Origin of the sequence: Longimicrobium sp. (genome assembly GCF_036387355.1) — a bacterium.
GTDB lineage: Bacteria > Gemmatimonadota > Gemmatimonadetes > Longimicrobiales > Longimicrobiaceae > Longimicrobium.
This window is the reverse complement of sequence record NZ_DASVTX010000443.1, coordinates 1-17238: the sequence shown is the minus strand read 5'-3', so window position 1 is coordinate 17238 and position 17238 is coordinate 1. Positions and strand designations below refer to the sequence as shown.

14 protein-coding genes are annotated in these 17238 nt (G+C 71.6%); 11 read left to right on the top strand and 3 right to left on the bottom strand.

Annotated elements, in window-relative coordinates; genetic code table 11:
* Nucleotides 1–201: 201 nt before the first annotated feature.
* Nucleotides 202–1479: a serine hydrolase domain-containing protein gene (locus VF665_RS19485; RefSeq protein ID WP_331055131.1), complete on the bottom strand. Its 1278-nt coding sequence runs from the start codon at nt 1477–1479 to the stop codon at nt 202–204.
* A gap of 285 nt (nt 1480–1764) precedes the next feature.
* On the opposite strand from VF665_RS19485, the gene VF665_RS19480 reads away from it, so the two are divergent.
* The 3 genes from VF665_RS19480 to VF665_RS19470 all read left to right on the top strand — a co-directional run bounded on the left by VF665_RS19480 (nt 1765) and on the right by VF665_RS19470 (nt 5141).
* Nucleotides 1765–2814: a DUF4349 domain-containing protein gene (locus VF665_RS19480; protein ID WP_331055130.1), complete on the top strand. Its 1050-nt coding sequence runs from the start codon at nt 1765–1767 to the stop codon at nt 2812–2814.
* Between the two features lie 146 nt (nt 2815–2960).
* Nucleotides 2961–3962: an LLM class flavin-dependent oxidoreductase gene (locus tag VF665_RS19475; RefSeq protein ID WP_331055129.1), complete on the top strand. Its 1002-nt coding sequence runs from the start codon at nt 2961–2963 to the stop codon at nt 3960–3962.
* Between the two features lie 342 nt (nt 3963–4304).
* The gene (locus VF665_RS19470; RefSeq protein WP_331055128.1) at nt 4305–5141 is read left to right on the top strand and encodes a carboxypeptidase-like regulatory domain-containing protein; all 837 of its coding nucleotides are present in this window, start codon (nt 4305–4307) and stop codon (nt 5139–5141) included.
* A 140-nt stretch (nt 5142–5281) separates the two neighbouring features.
* Here the strand turns inward: VF665_RS19470 and VF665_RS19465 are convergent, their stop codons facing one another.
* Complete coding sequence (locus tag VF665_RS19465; RefSeq protein WP_331055127.1) at nt 5282–7213, bottom strand: Ig-like domain-containing protein; 1932 nt, start codon at nt 7211–7213, stop codon at nt 5282–5284.
* A gap of 167 nt (nt 7214–7380) precedes the next feature.
* Nucleotides 7381–9360, bottom strand: coding sequence for an Ig-like domain-containing protein (locus tag VF665_RS19460; protein WP_331055126.1), 1980 nt, complete (start codon nt 9358–9360; stop codon nt 7381–7383).
* A gap of 287 nt (nt 9361–9647) precedes the next feature.
* On the opposite strand from VF665_RS19460, the gene argF reads away from it, so the two are divergent.
* From argF to VF665_RS19420, 8 genes are all read left to right on the top strand, one after another.
* Nucleotides 9648–10565, top strand: a complete 918-nt coding sequence (argF, locus tag VF665_RS19455; protein ID WP_331055125.1) for an ornithine carbamoyltransferase — start codon at nt 9648–9650, stop codon at nt 10563–10565.
* 193 nt (nt 10566–10758) lie between these two features.
* On the top strand, nt 10759–11277 hold the full coding sequence (locus VF665_RS19450) for a DinB family protein (protein ID WP_331055124.1): 519 nt from the start codon (nt 10759–10761) through the stop codon (nt 11275–11277).
* Nucleotides 11278–11450: 173 nt separating this feature from the next.
* Complete coding sequence (locus VF665_RS19445; RefSeq protein ID WP_331055123.1) at nt 11451–11813, top strand: S-adenosylmethionine decarboxylase; 363 nt, start codon at nt 11451–11453, stop codon at nt 11811–11813.
* Complete coding sequence (locus VF665_RS19440; protein WP_331055122.1) at nt 11810–13756, top strand: DUF4178 domain-containing protein; 1947 nt, start codon at nt 11810–11812, stop codon at nt 13754–13756. Before VF665_RS19445 ends, VF665_RS19440 begins: the two co-directional genes overlap by 4 nt.
* Nucleotide 13757: 1 nt before the next feature.
* Complete coding sequence (locus VF665_RS19435; RefSeq protein ID WP_331055121.1) at nt 13758–13949, top strand: hypothetical protein; 192 nt, start codon at nt 13758–13760, stop codon at nt 13947–13949.
* 13 nt (nt 13950–13962) lie between these two features.
* A complete protein-coding gene (locus VF665_RS19430; RefSeq protein WP_331055120.1) occupies nt 13963–14172 on the top strand; it encodes a DUF350 domain-containing protein in 210 nt (69 codons plus the stop codon).
* 46 nt (nt 14173–14218) lie between these two features.
* Complete coding sequence (locus VF665_RS19425; protein ID WP_331055119.1) at nt 14219–15712, top strand: polyamine aminopropyltransferase; 1494 nt, start codon at nt 14219–14221, stop codon at nt 15710–15712.
* Nucleotides 15691–17238 carry a flavin monoamine oxidase family protein gene (locus VF665_RS19420; RefSeq protein ID WP_331055118.1) on the top strand — a complete coding sequence of 516 codons (1548 nt, stop codon included), beginning with the start codon at nt 15691–15693 and terminating at the stop codon, nt 17236–17238. Before VF665_RS19425 ends, VF665_RS19420 begins: the two co-directional genes overlap by 22 nt.

Here is a 17238-nt window from a genome sequence, read left to right as displayed (position 1 = left end):
CGGCTCCCCCTCTCCCGCGGAGCGGGTGGAGGGGGCTGGGGGGAGGGGGCCTCTCCGGCGGCGCCGGAACCCGCCCGAGCGCACCTGACTCGCAGGGTCCTTCGGGCACCGTTGCCGGCGCACAAAGCTAATCCAGCCCCGCCCCCTCCGTCCAGATTACTCCGAATCCGCCACAGCCGCGACGCTTTCGTCCCGGCCCTTTTACGGAGCAGAAGCCGGTTCCGCGGCTTTGCGGCGGGCTTCCCAGTCGATCAGCGGCGCGTCGGTGATGGCGGCCTGCACGGCATCCGCGACGGCGCGGCGCAGCCCCACATGCCTCTGGTTCTCTGCCGTAGGGTTCACCCGCGTCGTGAGCAGCACGATGAACAGCGAGCGCTCCGGATCGATCCACACCGACGTGCCCGTGTACCCCGTGTGCCCAAAGCTGCGCGGCGAAAAGTAGCGCCCGGCGCTGCTCTCCCCCGAAGGCGTGTCCCACCCCAGCGAACGGCTGGCGCCCGGGCCCTGCGGCGCCGTCCACCGGGCCAGGGTCTGCGGACGGAGGATGCGGACGGCGCCGTACTCTCCGCCGTTCAGCAGCATCTGCGCGAACACCGCCATGTCGCGCGCGCTGGAGAACAGTCCCGCGTGCCCCGCCACCCCGCCCAGCGCCCACGCGTTGGGATCGTGCACCTCGCCCCAGATCAGCCCGCCGCGGTCCGCGGCCACCTCCGTGGCGGCAATCCGCGAGCGCGGCGTCCCGGGAAGCGGCAGGTATCCCGTCTCTCGCATCCCCAGCGGCGCAAAGACGCGGTCGCGCGTCAGCACGTCCAGCGTCTGCCCCGTCACACGCTCCATGATCAGCTGCATCAGCACCAGATCCCAGTCGCTGTACACGGTGCGCGTGCCGGGCGCAAAGCGCAGCGGGCGGGCGTTGATCTGCTGCAGGTACTGCTCGCGGCCGCGGTACTGCCGGGCCAGCGGCGCCCCCGCCTCCAGCCCGCCCCGGTGCGTCAGCAGCATGCGCACGGTGATGCCGGCCTTGGCGCTGTCCGAAAACTCGGGCAGGTAGCTCGACACCGTGCGGTCCAGGTCCAGCCGCCCCTCCTCTTCCAGCATCATCGCCAGCGTGGTCGTGGCGACCACCTTGGTGACGGACGCCATGTCGAACAGGGTGCTGTCCGTCACCGGCGCGGAGCCGGGCGCCCAGTCCACCGCGCCGTAGCCGGCCAGGTGCACCAGGCGCCCGTGCCGCCCCACCGCGATGGCAATGGCCGGCGCGGCGCGGTCCGCCACGGCCGCGCGGGCGATGGAGTCCAGCGTGGCGCCCAGCCCCGGCGCAAATCCCGCCGCCTCCGGCCGCGCGGACTGCAGCACGGTCACCGCCGCCGGACGGGGGTTCGCCGCCGGAACGGGCCGCGTGGTGACGGGCGTGCCCGGCGTGCAGGCGGCCGCCGCCATGGCCAGCACCGCCGCGGCGGAGATGCGGGGAATTGTCATCGTCTGCTGCAAGGGAAAGGAGGAACCCGGGACGGGCGGAGCCGCGTCCCGACAGGCGTCAGAGAACCGTCGCCGGCGCCGTTCATTGAACGGCCCGGCGGCGCGGAACGGCTGTTCACTGAACGGCGGAACGCATGCGCCGCGCCGCGCGGCCGCAGGCCGATGCAGCGCCAAGCCCTGTAACCACAACCACTTGCGCGCGGCCCGGTCACGCCTGCCGGCACGGAACGCCGTCTGCCCTGTTGCAGGCCGATGGGATCGACCTCACCCGAACCCTGCCCGCTCATGAGCATCCGTCTGCACGCCGCCGGCCCGGCCCTCGCATTTGCCCTCGTCGCCTGCGGCGCTGGAGAACAATACGGCGAGGGAGCCGCTGCCGTGGACGCGGCCACCACCTCCGCGGAATCCGCCCCCGCATCCGCCCCCGCATCCGCCCCCGCCGCGGCACCGGGCGTGCTGGACCGGCGCGCGGCGCAGGGCGGATCACAGACGCGCGGCGCGCAGGGCGTCATTGGCCAGGGCGCGGCGCCCACGGAGGCGGCGCAGGGCACGACGGCGGCCCCGGCGGCCTACGCCCAGCCGGCCGCGGTCACGCTCAACCCCATGCTGATCCGCACGGGAACCGCCATCGTGCAGGTGGATTCGCTGGAGCGGGGCATCGCGCGGCTGCGGCAGCTTGCGGCGCGGATGGGCGGCCTGGTCGGCAACACCACCATGACCGCGGGGTCCGACGAGACGCGCCAGGCGACAGTGGAGCTGCGCATCCCCAGCGCGCGCTTTGACGAGGCGGTCAACGGCCTGTCGCCCATCGGCAAGGTGGAGTCCGCGAACGTCACCGCCGAAGACGTGGGCGAGGAGTTCACCGACGTCACCGCCCGTGTGGCCAACGCGCGCCGGTTGGAGGCCAGATTGCTGGAACTGCTGGAAACGCGCAATGGGCGGCTGGAGGAAGTGCTCAACATGGAGCGCGAAGTGGCCCGCGTTCGCGAGGAGATCGAGCGGATGGACGGACGGCTGCGCTACCTGCAGACGCGCGCCTCCATCAGCACGCTCACGGTGACGCTGCACGAGCCGCAGACGGTGATCGGCGCGCCGGGCGAGCGCCCCATCCGCGACGCCTTCGTGAGCGCCTGGCGCAACTTCGTGGGGCTGATCGCGGGGCTCATCGCCACGCTGGGATGGCTGATTCCGCTCTCCATCGCGCTCTACTTCGCGTGGCGCGGGTGGAGGTGGATCCGCCGCCGCGAGCTGGCCCGCGACGCGGAGTACCGCGAAGCCATCCGGCGCGAGCGCCTCAAGGCGACGGCTCCGGACGAGCCCGCCATCCATCCCTGATCGTCCGCCGGAGGGGATGACGAAAGTGCCCGGCCGCCGACGCGGCCGGGCACTCTGCTTATTGCATCCCGTCGCACGGGGACCGGCGGCGCGATACCTTTTCGGCCAGCGGCGAGATGATGGTCACGATGATCGCAGGAGCGGGGATGAAGCTGAAGCTGGGCGTGGTGGACCAGTCGCCGGTGCGCAACGGCGGAACGGCGGCCGACGCCATCGCCGAAACGCTGCAGCTGGCCCGCATTACCGAGGATCTGGGATACTCGCGCTATTGGCTGGCGGAGCACCACAGCACCAACTCGTTCGCCGGCTCCTCGCCCGCCGTGCTGATCCCGCGCGTCGCTTCGGTCACGGAGCGCATCCGGGTCGGCTCCGGCGGCGTGATGCTGTCACACTACTCGCCCCTGCAGGTGGCGGAAAACTTCCGTCTGCTGGAGACGATGTTCCCGGGCCGCATCGACCTGGGCGTGGGCCGCGCGCCGGGCGGGGACGGGCGGACGGCGCTCGCGCTGCAGTACGGGCGTGGCGGGATCGGGGTCGATCAGTATCCCGCGCAGGTGGAGCACCTCGTCGGCTGGCTGACGGACGGATTCCAGGAGCCGCACCCCTGGCGGCGTGTGCGCGCCATGCCGCGCGCCGCCTCCGTTCCGGAGCTGTGGATGCTGGGCTCCGGCGGCAGCACCGGAGCCTACGCGGCGCAGCTTTCCGCCGGCTACTCGTTCGCGCAGTTCATCAGCGGTCAGGACGGTGCGCCCATGATGCGCCGCTACCACGAACATTTTCAGCCCGATGCGCGCAATCCCGCGCCGCGGGGCAACGTGGCGCTCGGCGTGATCTGCGCGGACACGGCGCAGGAGGCGCGACGGCTGGCGGGCAGCATGGAATTGTGGGGGCGCCGCATCATGCGCGGGCAGGACCGCGGCATTCCTTCGGTGGATGACGCGCTGGCAGAGCTGGAGCCGGGGTGGGCGCCGCCTCCGCTGGGCACGGACGGATCGCGGATGATCGCCGGCGACCCGGGCCAGGTGCGCGACGAACTGCTGCGCGTAGCGGCGCGGTACGGCGTGGATGAGGTGATGGTCGTCACCGTGACGCACTCCTGGGAAGCGCGCGTCCGCTCGTATCAACTGCTCGCCGATGCGCTTCTCTGATTGTCACCCATGGAGAATCCGTGTGATCCCTCCCTGCACTCCCTCCCGTCTGCGCTTCGCCTGAGACGCCTGCCGCGCACGAGCCGAGGCGAACACCGGAGGTCCCGCATCTTCGCGTAAGACAGCTGGAACTCGGAGCACCATCAACAGCGGGCTGCACGCGCCCGATCATGCTTCGAAAGAAGGCCCCGCCGCACCATGCGGCGGGGCCTCGTGGTTTCTTTCCCGCCTCGATCCGGTCAACCGACCGATGCCGCCCCGCACCCGCCCGGGCCAGATTCCATCAACGAGGCGCACGACACGCCTTCACACAACCCATCCCACTCTTACACGAGTGTTGCAATGAATCATCATCAGGTGGCCGCTCCGGCGGCGCAGGCCCCGTCCCGCCGTGTTGCGCCGCTCGCGCTGAAGTGCGCGCTGCTTCCGGCGCTGCTGGCAGTGACCCTTGCCGGGGCGGCGTGCACCGAGTCCGCGGACAGCAACCCGGGCACGGGACCCGGCCAGCCTTCGTCCACGCCCACCGCGTTCGTGGCGACCGGGCAGGTGCTCGACTCCAAGGGCGCGCCCGTGCCGGGTGTGCAGGTGAATGCGGACAACGTCCTGGTGTACAACTCCAACGTGCAGGGCACCACGGACGCGCAGGGCCGCTACCGGATCACGCTCCCCAACGACGCGACCAGCTGGCGCATGAGCGCGTCCATCACGCGCACGGTGGACGGCGAGCAGATCCGGTTTGACATGCACCCCGGCAACAACGCCGCGTTCCCCGGCGTGGACGGCGGTGTCCGCAACTTCCAGTGGAAGCTGTCGGGCGAGCGCCCCGAGGGGGCCGGCGTGTACGGAAACTCCGTGTGGTTCTACGGCAATCCGAATGCCGACTTCCGGTTCAATGATCGTGACCTGGAGTACACGCTCGAGCCGGTTGGTCCGCTGGCGGATGGCACGGCCGGGCAGACCATCACCCGCACCGGCGTCAACACCGGATCGGGCTGGGGCGTAGGCGACGTGCCCTTTGGCCGCTACCGGATGAGCGTGCGCCACGTACCCACCGGCCGCGCCCTGCGGGTTCGGCTGCGCGACACCGGCACCTACGCCGCCTCGGTGGAAGGGACGTTCCGGTCCCTGCACGGCGGAGGCACCCGCCCGTACGTCATCGAGGTCGAAGTCGCGCCCTGATCGGTCGCGGACGGCGGTCGGATGTCGCTGTCGGAGTTCCCCTCCGGCATGGCGGAAAGGCTCGTCCGCCGGGGCGCGATAGAAAAGAGGCCCCGCCGCATCTCGCGGCGGGGCCTCTTCCGTTCATCCGCCCAACCGGCTCAGCGGGTGCGGACCACCGTCATGAACGCCTGACTCGGGGGATTGCTCCCGCCGCTGCGCAGGTTCACCGCGCCCGTGAGCGCCGGCCCCACGCTGAAGCGGACGAACGCGCCGCTGCCGCTGGAAAGCAGCAGGTTCTGCGCGCCGTTCAGCGAGCGGACCGCCAGCGGGTACGTGCCAAAGAAGCTGCGGAAGTTCCAGCTCGGCTGCTGAAAGCGCGCTTCGGTGGCCACCAGGTCGTCCGTGTACACGGAGGTCGTCCAGTCGCGGATCCACTCCCGCGGGTCCACCCCCAGCACCAGCTTCAGGTTGCCGAAGCCGGTCAGGTTGCTGTCCACCAGCCCGCGCCACAGCGTGTTCTCGTCGCCGCCGCGGCGGTCGGCGGCGTAGCGCAGGAACGCCCACCCCGCGCCGCGCGTGGCCAGGTCGTCCGCCTCGCCCGACACGTTGTCGTAGGGCGACTGGTGCTCCGGGTCTTCCAGGTATTCCGCGTAGCGCCGGATGTTCTGGTCCATGTACGACAGGTAGGGCCCGGTTCCGCCCGGAGGCGCCGCCTGCCCCGACGTCAGGTTCTGGCGCGGACCCTTGCCCGAGGCGCGGTAGAACATCAGCTCCTCGGTGATGTGGCTCATCCCCTCGTTGAGCCACGTGTCCTCGTTCCAGTCCACCGTCTTGGTGACGTACAGCTTGCGCGACGCGTTGATCAGGTGCTGAAACTCGTGCGCCAGCGTGCCCACCGTGGTGGTGACCACCAGGTTGCGCGAGAACACGTTGCCGTTCACCACGCCCGTGGGGTCCGGCACCAGCATGTAGAACAGCTCGGCGTAGTTGCTCCCCGCGCACGCCGACAGCCCCTTGCGGTCCCGCGTGGGGAACAGGTCGCGCGAGTAGAAGAAGCCGCCCACGTACGAGCCGGAGCCGCGCGGGGTGAGCTCGTTCACGGCGCGGCTGTAGAAGATCACCACCTTGCCGTTCTCGTCCACGTCCTGCGGCACCCCGAAGGCGTTGGTGACCGTGGGGTACACCAGCGTGTCGAACTGCAGCGCGAACGACTGGTAGTCCGCCGTGGTGAGCCCGTTGGCCGGGTTGGCCACGTCCGCCAGCACGATGGCCCGGTTGCTGATGGCCACCACGCGGCCGGTGGACATCTTGGCGTCTTCGCACGCCTCGTCCACCTGCGTGTTCACCTGCACCTGGTCGCCCACGCTGGGCGAGCGCAGGTTCAGCGTGAACCGGGGGCCGCGCGCGTCCTCACCCGCGGCGCGCATGGAGAGCGCGGTGGAAAAGTGGGGCGCCAGGGCACCCGCCGCGCGCTCGCGCAGGCGGATGTGGAACTCCTCATTGGGACGGGGCCCGGCCGTGGCGCGGAACGCCGCCAGCGACGGCGTGGCGCCGGACAGCGCCAGCACCGACTGCCCGGTCAGCGTCAGCCCCAACGGGTCGTCGTCCAGACCGCCGCCGTGAAAGGGCACCGCCACGAAGTCCGCGCCCGCCGCGCCGCCGGTCACGCACGCCGTGGACGCCGCCACGCCGCCCAGCACCACCGCCTCGCCCACCGCCAGCGTACGCGCCGAGCCCGGCGTGCAGGGGCCCGGGGGGAGCGCCACGCGCACCAGCACGGAGCCCGTCCTGCCCTCCAGCGAGGCCGTGATCTCCGCCGTGCCGGGCGCCACGCCGGTCACCTTGCCGGTAGCGTCCACCGTGGCCACGCCCGGCGCGCTGGAGCGGAAGTCGGCGTCTTCCAGCGAATCGGGGGTGTCGCCGGACTCCAGGCGCACCACCACTTCCAGGGGGAGCGTTTCGCCTACGGCGAGCGTGCGGTCGCCGGGCATCAACTGCACGAGCGCGACGTTGTCGCGGGCTCCCGTGCCGTCGCTCTGGCATCCGGCCAGCAGGGCCGCCGCGAGGGGAAAAAGAATCAGCCGCTTCATCAACGAGTCTGGCGGAGGGAACAGGGGAGCCGCGCGGCGCGCGGGCCATGAAGTACAGAACGCGGCGGCACCGGGCGTCGGGACACCCGGCCCCGCCCGCGGCGCGCACCGGCGCGGCCGCCCGGAACCAGCCGCCCTCCGGCAGGCGCCGGAGGGGCTTGGTGCACCTATCGCGTGCGCACCACCGTCACCGACACCGCCGCGGAGGGGAGCGACGGCCCGGAGCGCACCAGCACGGAGCCGCGCTGCCCGGCCGCCACGGCGCTGCGGTAGTACCGGGAGCCGCCCGCCACCAGCGTGGCCTCTCGGCTGCCGCCCGCCGCCAGCGTTTCCACCCGCAGAGGATAGCTCCCCGTGAGCGCGCCGAACACCGCGCGCTCGTTCCAGCTGGGGTGCGTAAGGATCGCCGGGATGCCGGGGACCGCGTCGTCGGTGTAGGCGCCCACGGCCCAGTCGCGGATCCAGTCCAGCGGCTCCACGCCCAGCTGCGCGCGCAGGTTGGCGAACCCGGTGCGGTTGTTGTTCACCAGGTTGTACCAGAGCGTCTGGTCGTCGCCGTTGCGCCGGTCCGCGGCGTAGCGTAGAAAGCTCCAGATGGCGCCGCGCGTGGCCAGGTCCGACGGATCGTTGTCCTGCGCGTCGTGCGTGCTGTTGGCGCCCGGGTCGCGCATCCACTCGTTCAGCCGGCCGTAGTTCTCCTCGCCGAACAGGTCGAATGCGGCGGCGATGCGGGCGTCCGACGTCACCTGTGCGCCCAGGTTGGAGCGCGGCCCGACCCCGGCGCGGTGGTAGAAGAGCAGTTCCTCGGCGATGTGGCTGAGCCCCTCGTTCAGGAACGCTTCCTCGTCCCACTCGGTGCCGTCCACGCCGGGCACCAGGTACAGCCGCCGCGACGCGTTGATCAGGTGCTGAAACTCGTGCCCCAGCACGCCCACCGTGGAGGCGCGCACCGACGCGGTCGACCGCCGGTTGCCGTTGACCACCCCGTTGGGGTCCGGCACCAGCATGTAGAACATCTCCGCGTAGTTGCTCCCCTCGCACGCGCCCCCGAAGCCGGTAGTGGGGGTGCGGGGGAACAGGTCGCGCGCATAGAAGAAGCCGCCGACGATGAAGCCCGCGTTGCGCGGCGTAAGCTCGTTGACCGCGCGGGTGTAGAAGATGAGCGAGCGTCCGTTGGCGTCCACGTCGGCAGGCGCGCCGAAGTTGGCGCTCTCCACCGGATACACCAGTGTGTCGAAGGTGGCGGCGATGTTCTGGTAGTCCGCGTCGGTAAAGCCGCCCACCGGGTTGGCCGTGTCGGCCACCACCAGGGCGCGCTGGCTCACGGCCACCACGCGGCCGGTGCGGTAGTCCGGGCGGGCGCAGAAGTCCTGCCCCACGTTCAGGCTCAGCAGCGTGCCCACGGCGGGGGTCTGCTGCTGCACCGAGCGGCGGGTCGCCGAACCCGCGGCGAAGCGGGAGCGCGCCGCGGGCACCAGCGTGGACAGGTGCGGCGCCGCGCGGCGGTTGAGCCGCTGGTGAAACCCGCCGTCGTCCAGCGCGGTGCCTTCCGCCGCGGAGACGGAAGCGGCCGCGCGGGACAGCGCCAGGGACGGGCTGGGCGGGCCGGCGGGGGCCGTGAGGTTGCCGGACGCCTGCAGGCTCACGCTGGTGGCCGCCGCCATGTCTTCCGACGCAAAGAACGGCATCAGCATGTACTCGGCGCCCGCCGCGGCGCCGTCCAGGCACAGCGTGGCGGCCTGCGCGCCGGCAAGCGTAACCGACCCGCCCACGGCGAGCTGCGGCGTGTTGGCGGCCGAACAGTCGGCCACCGGCACCGGCGACTGCACGGTGATGAGCGCCGTGTCCGCCACCGCTTCCGCCTGCGCCACCACCTTCGCCGTGCCGGGCGCGAGCGCGCGCACCAGCCCGCTGCCGTCCACGCTGGCCACCTGCGGGCTCAGCGACGTCCACTGCACCTGCGCGTCCACCGCGCCGCCCTCGTCGTCGCGCACCACGGCGTTCAGGCGCACGGTGTCGCCCACCGTGACCGTCTCGTCGTCGGGGGTCAGGGCCAGCGACGCGATGTCCGGGCCCGAACCAGAGGGACTGTCGCAGGCGGCCGCCGCCAGCAGCAGCGCCAGACCGGCGAAGAAGAAGCGCTTCATCAGGACCGTCAGGACAGGGATGAAACCGCGTTCACGCCGGCGCGGCGCCCACGGGACGGGCGGGGTGCGCGCAGGCTCCGAATCTACGGAAGAGCGGGGCCAAAGCCAAGCCGGCAGGGGCCGCGTGCAGACGCAAGTCGCTGTTATACAAACGTTTATACTCGCGGCAAGAGCGGCGGTTCCGCGGGTGTGGTGAGGCGTGGCGAGCGGTGCTATCTTGCGCGCCGCACGCGCCCGGGCACGCAACCCGCCCTCCCGCCACTCCAACTCGTCAACCGGGGCCCTGAATGAGCCAGCGCACCGTTCGCCACTTTCTGCAGATTCCAGACTTCACCCGCCAGGAGCTGCTGGACACGCTGGACCTTGCCGCGCGGATGAAGAGCGGCGCGTACACGGACCGGCCGCTGGCGGGCAAGACGCTGGCGATGATCTTTCTCAAGAGCAGCACGCGCACCCGCGTGTCGTTCGAGGTGGGCACGAGGCAGCTGGGCGGCCACGCGCTCTTTCTGTCCTCGCGCGACATCCAGCTGGGGCGCGGCGAGCCCATCCGCGACACCGCGCGCGTGCTGTCGCGCTACGTGGACGCCATCATGATCCGCACCTATGACCAGCAGGACCTGGTGGAGCTCGCCACCTGGGGCACGGTTCCCGTCATCAACGGGCTCACGGACCTGCTGCACCCGTGCCAGATCATGGCGGACCTGCTCACCATCCAGGAAAACTTCGGCGCGGACCTGAGCGGGGTAAAGGTGGCGTGGGTGGGGGACGGCAACAACATGGCCAATTCGTGGCTGAACGCCGCGTACCGGCTGGGCTTCGAGCTGCGGCTGGCGTATCCCGCCGGGTACGAGCCCGACGCGGAAATCCTGGAGCGGGCGCGCGGCGCGGCCAACATCATCACCACCCATGACCCGGCGGAGGCGGTGGCGGGGGCGGACGTGGTGAACACCGACGTGTGGGCCAGCATGGGCCAGGAAGACGAATCCGCCAAGCGCGCCGCGGACTTCCAGGGCTACTGCATCACGGAGGAGGTGATGGAGACGGCCAGCGCGCGCTCCATCTTTCTGCACTGCCTCCCCGCGCACCGCGGCGAGGAGGTCACGGAGGGGGTGCTGGAAGGCCCCCGCTCGCGCATCTTTGACGAAGCGGAGAACCGGCTGCACGTGCAGAAGGCCATCATGGCCACGCTCATGGGCGGCGCCTGAGCGCGGTTCCTCGAACACGCCAACCGCGTCTCTCACGGAGTTCACGGAGGGTGCACGGAGGTCACGGAAGGGGAAAAGAGCGTTTCCACTTCTGGTCCTCTGCATCCGTACCGTGAACTCCGTGAACCCCGGTGCCCTCCGTGAGAGACGCCGTTCATTCTTGATTCTCTGCGACCCCCCGCTCCGCCCGATCATGATCCCCAAGCCCGACGCATCCGAGTTCCTGGAGTATTACGGAAAGTACGTGGCCCGCGTGCCGGGCGGCGACGCCATGCAGGTTCTGCAGAACCAGATGGACGAGGTGGCGGCGCTCGTCCGCGAACTCCCCGAAGAGCGAGGCGGGCACCGCTACGCGCCGGACAAGTGGAGCATTCGCGAGGTGCTGGGCCACATCATGGACGCGGAGCGCATCTTTGCCTACCGCGCCCTGCGCATCGCCCGCGGCGACGCCACCCCGCTCGCCTCGTTCGACGAGAATGCGTACGTCCCCGCCGGACGCTTTGACCAGCGCACCCTGGCGGACCTGATGGAGGAGTACCAGGCCGTGCGGCGCGCCACCATCCTCCTTTTCCGGCCGATGGACGATGAGGCGCTCGGCCGCATGGGCGTGGCCAGCGGCGCCGGCGTGTCCGTCCGCGCGCTGGCGTGGATCATCGCCGGGCACGAGGCGCACCACGTCCACCTGCTGCGCGAGCGCTACCTGGCCGCCTGACCCGCGCCGCGGACCGCCTGCCCGGTTCCGCTTGTGCCCGCGGAGCCGGGCGGATATTCTGCGCGCCGTCCCCGCGGCGCCGAAACCGCCGGGGCGCCCGCGCCGTACCCTCGTTCCGTTCCCGCCGCGCCCGCGGCACGTGGTGAACCGCTGATCCAACGCTGATGGACGGGATGAACGGTCGCGAATGGCTGGTGGAAGCGCACGGCTGCAGGCCGGACGCCCTGGCGGACGTGGAGGTGCTGCGGCGCCTGTTCGACCGGCTGGTGGCGGAGCTGGGGCTGCACCCCGTGGCGCCCGCGCAGTGGCACCGCTTTCCCGGCCCGGGCGGCGTCACGGGGCTCTGCATGCTGGCGGAGTCGCACCTGGCCTGCCACACCTTTCCCGAACACGAGTCGCTCTGCCTGAACCTGTTCTGCTGCCGCCCCCGCCCGGAATGGGACTGGGAAGCCGGCCTGCGTGAACTGGTGGGCGCCGCGCACGTGGTGGTGCGGGCCGTGGACCGTGACTACGCCGCCGCGCCCGCCGCCCGATGAACGCGACCGTCGCCAACTGCCCCAGCTGCGGGGCCGCCGTCGCCTTTCAGTCCGCCGCGGCCGTGCAGACCGTGTGCGCGAGCTGCAAGTCGGTGCTGGTGCGCCACGACCTGGACCTGGAAAAGGTCGGGGTGGAGTCGCTTCCCCCGCCCGTCACCTCGCGCATCCGCATCGGCACCACGGGGAGCTACAAGTGGGCGCGCTTCGCCGTCGTGGGGCGCATTGCCTACCGGTGGGAGAACGGCGCGTGGAGCGAGTGGCACCTGTCCTTTGCCGATGGGCGCACCGGCTGGCTGAGCGACGCGCAGGACGAGTACGCCGTCACCTTCGCCGAGGCGGAATCCGGCGCCATTCCCCCGGCGGAGGCGCTGCGCCCCGGCGAGGTGGTGCTGCTGGGCGCCCGGCAGACCGGGTGGACGGTCGGCGCCGTCACCCGCGCCGCGTACGCGGGAACGGAGGGGGAGCTTCCGTTCACCACGACGGACCGGGCGGAATCGGTCTTCGTGGACCTGCGCTCCGGCGAAGGCGGGCTCGCCACGGTGGACTACTCCGGCGCGGAGCCGGTGCTGTACACGGGCGAGTTCGTCCCCCTGGAGTCGCTGCAGCTCAAGGAACTGGCGGACCCGGCGGAACGGCGCGTCGAAGGGGCGGCCACGCTTAACTGCCCGCACTGCGGCGGCACGGTGGCGTTGCGCCTTCCCGGCCAGTCGGTGAACGCGGTCTGCGAGTACTGCCAGAGCGTGCTGGACGTGACCAACTCGCGCCAGCTGCGCGTGCTGCAGCGCTTCGAGGAGCGGCGAAAAGTGCCGCCGCGCATTCCGCTGGGCGCGCGCGGGATGCTGCACGACGCGGAGTGGGAGGTGCTGGGCTTTCAGCAGCGCACCATCACGGTGGAAGGGACGGAGTACTCCTGGCGCGAGTACCTGCTGCACAACGCCGATCGCGGGTTCCGCTACCTGTCGGAATACGCGGGGCACTGGAACGACATCGAAGTGCTCACCGCGGTGCCCCAACCGCTCACGCGCGGCGTGGTGCGCGGCGGAAAGATGCGCCACGGAACGCAGACCTTTCGGCACTTTCAGCACGCCCGGGCCGAGACGACGTTCGTGCTGGGCGAGTTTCCCTGGCAGGTGCGCGCCGGCGACAAGGCCGAGGTGGACGACTTCGTGGCACCGCCGCTGCTGCTGTCGCGCGAAAAGACGGGGCAGGAGGTCACCTGGTCACTGGGCGAGTACACGGCGCCCGAGACGATCTACAAGGCGTTCGGCGTCGCGGACCGGCCTCCCGCGCCGCGCGGCGTGTTCGCCAACCAGCCGCCGCCCCCGGGCTCCGGCCGCATGTGGAGGCTGGCGCTGCTCTTTGCCGCCCTGGTGGCGTGCGGGTGGATCTTTCGCCTGGCGAACGCCAACCGCCCCGTGCTGCGCGAGCGGGGGGAGTACCGGGCCGGCGCCCCGGCGCCCGGCGCCACCCCGCTGGACTCCGCCACGGCGGAGGAGCGGCCGCTGGTTTCCGAGCCGTTCCAGCTGGGCGGGCGCACCACCAACCTGCACGTAAAGCTCACGGCCGCCATCGACAACTCGTGGACGGCGTTCGGCGTCCTGCTCGTCCCCGAAGGCACCACGAGGGACGCGCGCGAGTTCACCGGCGAGGTCTCGTACTACCACGGCGTGGACGGGGGAGAAAGCTGGAGCGAGGGATCGCAGACCACGCGCATCCGCATCGCCAGCGTTCCCCCGGGCCGCTACCGGCTGGTGCTGGCGCCGGACGGGCCCACCGCCTTCACCTACCGGGTGGAGGTGCGGCGCGACGTGCCCGCCGGATCGCTGTACCTGGTGGCGATGCTCCTGCTGCTCATCCCCCCCATCTTTCCCGCCCTGCGCCGCGCCTCGTTCGAGGGGCAGCGGTGGGCGGAGAGCGACTACGCGCCCGCGTCGGAGGACTGAGATGAAGCGCTGGCATCCGGGCTACCTGCTGTACGCCCTGGCCGTGGTGGGCGGGCTGGCCCTGGCCGAGTACCGCGGATGGAACCCCCTGAGCGCGCGCGAAGGCCGGCCCGCGCCGCGCTCCGTGCGCGACAACCCCGGCGCGTACCGGCCGCACTACGGCGGCACCGGGCGCTACGTGGGCGGAAAGTGAACCCGGGAGACCCGTGGAAGAGCTGCTGAACCACCTGGGCGCCGCGGCGGTCTACGCGGTGCTGGGCATCGTGCTGTTCGTCGTCGCCTTCATGCTGATGGACCGGCTCACGCCGGGATCGCTGTGGAAGGAGATCATCGACGAGCACAACACGGCGCTCGCCATCGTCGTGGGCTCCATGTCCATCGGCATCTCCATCGTCATCGCCGCGGCGATCTGGTGACACCGCCCCCGCCGCGCCGCGCGCGCCGCCGTACGGGGCCGCGGCGGTGAACGCGGCGCTGTTCGTTACCGTGCTGCTCATCGCCGCCTGCGGGCTCATCTACGAGCTCGTGGCCGGCGCGCTCGCCAGCTACCTGCTGGGCGACAGCGTCACGCAGTTCTCCACCATCATCGGCACCTACCTGTTCGCCATGGGGGTGGGGAGCTGGCTGTCGCGCTTCGTGGTGCGCGGCGTGGCCGCGCGCTTCGTGGCCACGGAGCTCATGGTGGCGCTGGTGGGCGGGTTCTCGTCCACCCTGCTCTTTCTGGCCTTTGCCTACACGGACGCGTTCCGCGTGCTGCTGTACGTGCTGGTGATGATCATCGGCATCCTGGTGGGGCTGGAGATTCCGCTGCTCATGCGGCTGCTGCGCGACCGGCTGGAGTTCAAGGACGTGGTGAGCAGCGTGCTGACCTTCGACTACCTGGGCGCGCTGGGGGCCTCGCTCCTGTTTCCGCTTGTCCTCGTCCCTTACCTGGGAATGGCGCGCAGCGCGCTGGCGTTCGGCATCGTGAACGCGGCCGTGGCGCTGTGGAGCACCTGGCTGTTCCGCGACCTGCTCCCGAATCGGCGCGCGCTGGTGGCGGGAAGCGTGGGGACGCTCGCGCTGCTGATCGCCGGCTTCGCCGCGGCGGAGCGCATCACGCGCACGGCGGAAAGCAGCCTGTACGCGGACCCCGTGGTGCTGTCGCGCAACTCGCCGTACCAGCGCATCGTGCTCACCGCGTGGAAGGACGACCTGCGCCTCTTTCTGAACGGGCACCTGCAGTTCAGCTCGCGCGACGAGTACCGCTACCACGAGGCGCTGGTGCACCCCGGGCTGGCCTCGCTCCCCGCCGCGCGCAGCGTGCTGGTGCTGGGCGGCGGCGACGGGCTGGCCGCGCGCGAGATCCTGCGCTACCCGGGCGTGCACGTGACGCTGGTGGACCTGGACGCGCAGATGACGCGCCTGTTTCGCGAGCACGCCGAGATGGTGCGGCTGAACGGGGGCGCGCTCACGTCCCCCCGCGTGCGCGTCGTCAACGCCGACGCCATGCGCTGGCTGGACGCCAACCCGGAGCGCTTCGACTTTGTGGTCGTCGACTTTCCGGACCCCAGCAACTACGCGGTGGGCAAGCTGTACACGACCGCGTTCTACCGCCTGCTGCGCCGCCACGTGAACCCCGGCGGGCGCATCGTGGTGCAGAGCACCTCGCCGCTCTTTGCCCGCTCGGCCTTCTGGAGCATCGACGCCACCCTGCGCGAGGCCGGGCTGCGCACCTGGCCCTATCACCTGTACGTCCCCAGCTTTGGCGAGTGGGGCTTCGTGCTCGCCGGCGCGGACGAGTATCAGGCGCCGGCGCGGCTCCCGGCCGGCCTGCGCTACCTGACCGCCGGCGCCATCCCCGCCCTGTTTCAGTTTCCCATCGACATGCAGCGCCTTCCCGTCCGCGCCAACCGGCTGGACGACCAGGTGCTGGTGCGCTACTACAGCGAAGAGTGGGAGCGGATCACCCAGTAGGCATTTCGCGCCGCGCGTTTCTGGGCGCGGCGGCGGCTACGGCCGTCGCCGCGCCGTTCGTGGCGTGCGCGCCGCGCACGGAGCGCCCCGTGGCCGGCGGCTTCGTGGACGACGGCGGCGCGCGCGGCCACCGCCTGCGCGACCGGGCCGCCCAGCCGCCCGTGCGCCGGACGGAGCGCGTTCCGCTGGTGATCGTGGGCGGAGGGATGGCCGGCCTGTCCGCCGCGTGGCGGCTGCGCAGGCGCGGCTTTGGCGACTTCGTGCTGCTGGAACTGGAAGACCGCGCGGGAGGGAACGCGCGCGGCGGGGCGGACCAGGTGTCCGCCTACCCCTGGGCCGCGCACTACGTCCCCGTACCCGACGCCGGGGCCACGCGGGTCCGCGAACTGTTCGAGGAACTCGGCGTGCTGCGCGACGGGAAGTGGGATGAGCGCACGCTGGTGTCGTCGCCGCGCGAGCGCATCCACCGCTGGGGGGTGTGGCACGAGGGGATGGAGAACGCCCTGGTGGAGACGGCGGCGGACCGCGACGAGATGCTCCGCTTTCGCGATGAGATGGCGGGCCTGCGCGCCACGGGCCAGTTCACCATCCCCTCCGCGCGGGGCGCCCGCCCGTCGCCGCTGGACGCGATGTCGATGACGGCGTGGATGGATGCGCGCGGGTTTCGCTCCCCCGGGCTGCGGTGGTACGTGAACTACGCCACCCGCGACGACTACGGCTCCCGCGCGGCCGACACCTCGGCCTGGGCCGGCATTCACTACTTCGCCGCGCGCCCCGTGAGCGACGACGAGCACGGGCCGCTCACCTGGCCGGAGGGGAACGCATGGATCGCCGCGCGCCTGCTGGAGCGGGTGGGCGGCCACGTGCGCACCGGATCGCCCGTGCACCGGGTGGAGACGCGCGGATCCGGGGTGCGGGTGCTCGCGGGAGACACGGAGTACCTGGCGGACGCGGTGATCTGGGCCGCGCCCTCGTTCCTGGCCTCGTACGTGGTGCAGGGCGCGCCGCGGGTGCGGTTCCACTACTCGCCCTGGCTTACGGCCAACCTGGTGCTGGAGCGCTGGCCGGCGGAGCGCGGCTTTGAGCCCGCGTGGGACAACGTGATCCACGGCTCGCCCGGGCTGGGCTACGTGGTTGCGACGCACCAGACGTACGCGGTGCAGCCGGAGCGCACGGTGTGGACGTACTACCACGCACTTTCGGACCTGCCGTCCGCCCAGGCTCGCCAGCTGTTGCTGCGGCGTGGCTGGGGCGAGTGGAAGGACGCGATCCTGGCGGACCTGGAGCGCGCGCACCCCGACATCCGCGCCTGCGTGTCGCGCGTGGACATCATGCGCATGGGGCACGCGATGGTGCGCCCCACACCGGGGTTTCTGGCCGATCCCGTGCGCCGCGCCCTGGCCGACGCGAGCGGGCCGGTGTTCTACGCGCACTCCGACCTGAGCGGGCTTTCCCTCTTTGAGGAGGCCCAGCACCACGGCGTAACGGCCGCGGACCGCGCACTCGCCCGGCTGGGCCGCGGCTGA

Coding starts and splice junctions, on each gene's coding strand:
- VF665_RS19440 (WP_331055122.1), top strand. CDS start 11,810: ATGAACGCGACCGTCGCCAACTGCCCCAGCTGCGGGGCCGCCGTCGCC.
- VF665_RS19475 (WP_331055129.1), top strand. CDS start 2,961: ATGAAGCTGAAGCTGGGCGTGGTGGACCAGTCGCCGGTGCGCAACGGC.
- VF665_RS19435 (WP_331055121.1), top strand. CDS start 13,758: ATGAAGCGCTGGCATCCGGGCTACCTGCTGTACGCCCTGGCCGTGGTG.
- VF665_RS19480 (WP_331055130.1), top strand. CDS start 1,765: ATGAGCATCCGTCTGCACGCCGCCGGCCCGGCCCTCGCATTTGCCCTC.
- VF665_RS19445 (WP_331055123.1), top strand. CDS start 11,451: ATGAACGGTCGCGAATGGCTGGTGGAAGCGCACGGCTGCAGGCCGGAC.
- VF665_RS19470 (WP_331055128.1), top strand. CDS start 4,305: ATGAATCATCATCAGGTGGCCGCTCCGGCGGCGCAGGCCCCGTCCCGC.
- VF665_RS19460 (WP_331055126.1), bottom strand. CDS start 9,360: ATGAAGCGCTTCTTCTTCGCCGGTCTGGCGCTGCTGCTGGCGGCGGCC.
- VF665_RS19485 (WP_331055131.1), bottom strand. CDS start 1,479: ATGACAATTCCCCGCATCTCCGCCGCGGCGGTGCTGGCCATGGCGGCG.
- VF665_RS19465 (WP_331055127.1), bottom strand. CDS start 7,213: ATGAAGCGGCTGATTCTTTTTCCCCTCGCGGCGGCCCTGCTGGCCGGA.
- argF (WP_331055125.1), top strand. CDS start 9,648: ATGAGCCAGCGCACCGTTCGCCACTTTCTGCAGATTCCAGACTTCACC.
- VF665_RS19450 (WP_331055124.1), top strand. CDS start 10,759: ATGATCCCCAAGCCCGACGCATCCGAGTTCCTGGAGTATTACGGAAAG.